This is a genomic window from Stutzerimonas nitrititolerans (assembly GCF_003696285.1).
GTDB classification, from domain to species: domain Bacteria; phylum Pseudomonadota; class Gammaproteobacteria; order Pseudomonadales; family Pseudomonadaceae; genus Stutzerimonas; species Stutzerimonas nitrititolerans.
Genome location: NZ_RFFL01000038.1, coordinates 1 through 2,389, shown reverse-complemented (window position 1 = coordinate 2,389; position 2,389 = coordinate 1). Strand labels below are relative to the sequence as shown.

General features: G+C 58.5%; 2 protein-coding genes and 1 pseudogene. 2 read left to right on the top strand and 1 reads right to left on the bottom strand.

Annotated elements, in window-relative coordinates:
- Together EA795_RS21090 and EA795_RS20470 are read left to right on the top strand one after the other, a co-directional pair.
- Positions 1 to 1,187: pseudogene (locus EA795_RS21090) on the top strand (hypothetical protein); the annotation flags it as partial.
- Complete coding sequence (locus EA795_RS20470) at positions 1,184 to 1,576, top strand: hypothetical protein (RefSeq protein WP_122079207.1); 393 nt, start codon at positions 1,184 to 1,186, stop codon at positions 1,574 to 1,576. The pseudogene EA795_RS21090 and the gene EA795_RS20470, both read left to right, overlap by 4 nt.
- Before the next feature lie 13 nt (positions 1,577 to 1,589).
- Here the strand turns inward: EA795_RS20470 and EA795_RS20990 are convergent, their stop codons facing one another.
- On the bottom strand, positions 1,590 to 2,150 hold the full coding sequence (locus tag EA795_RS20990) for a hypothetical protein (RefSeq protein WP_147456329.1): 561 nt from the start codon (positions 2,148 to 2,150) through the stop codon (positions 1,590 to 1,592).
- Positions 2,151 to 2,389: the final 239 nt, after the last annotated feature.

Below are 2,389 nucleotides of genomic sequence, written 5' to 3'. Positions count from 1 at the left end.
CCACGGCCAACGCCACCGACGCCCAGCTGCGCGACCGCGCCACGCACACCGGTACCCAGGCGATCGATACGGTGTCCGGGCTACAGGCAGCACTGGATAACAAGATCAACACCACCGAGCGTGGCGTCTCCGGCGGCGTCGCGACCCTGGATGAGTTCGCTCGCATTCCGCCCAGCCAGCTGCCGAGCTACGTCGATGACGTGCTGGAGTTCCCGACACTCGCGAACTTCCCGACCGTAGGCGAGGGTGGGAAAATCTACATCGCGGTCAACCAGGGCACCCAGGCGAACCCGACTCGCCAGTACCGCTGGACCGGCTCTGTCTACGCCGAAATCAACCCCTCACCGGGCACGACCGACGCTCTGGCCGAGGGCTCAACCAACCTGTATTTCAGCGAACACCGCGTGCGCAACACGGCGCTGACGGGACTGAGCCTGCTCAGCTCGGTGGCGATCACCGCAGCGGATACGGTGTTGTCGGCCCTAGGGAAGTTGCAGGGCCGCTTGAACCTGCTAGGCACCGCTGCGAATGCAAACGCCCAGGTGAACCCATCGGACACCACTTCCGGCGCGTTGATGTCGGTGGGGGCTGGTGGCTGGATGGCTACTGGATCGCCTTTCGCCTTAGGGCTAGGGGAGGACACCGAGACCTTGTGGGAGAGACCTACAGCGGTGTACTCGTTTGGCTCTGGCGGCTACGTTAATCCTGCGCCCGGAAACTTTTCCAACGTGCTCCACATTCAGCATGCCAACACTGCCGGGGAAATCTCGTTTGGGATGATAAGCGACGCATTCGGTGTCAGGCGTGCATTCAACGGCGAGTATGGACCCTGGAGAGAACTGTGGCACTCCGGCAACTTCGATCCCGCCACCAAGCAAGACAAGTCGTCGGTTATCGGCACAGCTACAACCCGCACGCTTTCTCTGGCAGACGCCTGGAACTATGTGCGGCCCGGTACGACGAGTGCCATCACGCTGACCGTTCCGACAAACGCCTCGGTGGCGTTTGATATCGGCACCGAGATCACCGTCCGAGCGCTGGGCAACGTCACCCTGGCGGCAGCAAGCGGCGCCACGCTCAATGCGCCATCGGGCGGCACGCTGAGCATGACCGCGCGCATGACCGTAACCCTCAAGAAGGTCGGCACGAACGAATGGGACGTGATCGGCCAAACGGTGGCAGCATGATGCCCGGTGTAGTGGCGGGGTTTCCGCGCAAGGCAGCACAGGCCAGCATCACCCTTGTAGCCGCCTACGACGGGCCGGATTGGGGAGGCTACGAGGCCGGCAATTTCGGCTCGATCAGTCCGGCCGGCGCCAGTGCCATTCCGGGTGCACCTGCTATCGAGGGGGCGAATGGGGAAATTCTCGCGGTCCTCTACGAACGCTATGAGGGGCTCGTCCACAGGTTGTACATCGAGGTCAGGGGCGACTATTCGGCACCGCCGTTCACGTCGCTGCAGATCGATGGCGGCACGCCACTGACGGGTTTTTTTCGCTACGGCACTTGGTGGGCGCTGTACCCGCTGGCATCTAACCCCATCCCGGCCGGTGAGCATTCGCTGGTGTTTGCCTGATACTTGGCTAGGCTCAGGCACTCAATACGAGTGCACATAATTTTTCCGCAAGATACGTGGCGGTTGTATGTGCTTGGTCGGGGATGGCTAGAAAGACTGATCCGACAATTGTAAGCACTGCAGCCAATACAATAGTGCCAGATCCCTGTCCAATAATTTGAGGAAGTGTTGCTTGCTCATGATATTTGATCTGTGCAAGACAAATATCGATGCGCCTATCTGCGATAAGTAGTGCCTGTCTGAAGTAATTTTCATCCTGAATCGCAACTTTCTGTAGTTCTTTAACCTGCTTTTGCAGACTGATTATCGGGTCCCGATCAAGCCCTGTAATGGATTCGGTGAATTTGAAGCTAGCTGATTGCCTGCTGTCCTGTTCAGGAAGAAAGGACTCAAAAGCTGTCTTTCGTGCCCGCGCAGCATTTCGGGCATTGCTGAGCGCAAGAGCAATAGAGGAGATCGCGGAACAAACAACGATCGCCAGTCCAAACTCGATGAACCAGTTTTTACTGGTAAGACCAAGGCCTATTGTCACGAGCAGTATTACTAGCGGGATGATCCCAGTTAGGTAAGGCAATGTTCTCGTCCTGAGGGTAGGGTTATGGCTTTATGATAATCAACTTAGCTTGGGTTTCGCCCAGGTCTGTGCGACAGGGCACGGGCAGCGTGTTTTTCTTCCGGCAAGATCGGGGCTCACCAACGCAAAAGGAATTGCAATGCGCGCCTCGATCAAACAAGTGCTATCCCTGACCCTCTTCGGCCTCTGCACCGGCTTGGCTGGCGCCTACCTCGGCATCAACCAGGCCTACGACAGGC

What these genes read in the sequence shown, in the direction of transcription:
- EA795_RS20470 (WP_122079207.1), top strand. Translation starts at nt 1,184, where the DNA reads ATGATGCCCGGTGTAGTGGCGGGGTTTCCGCGCAAGGCAGCACAGGCC.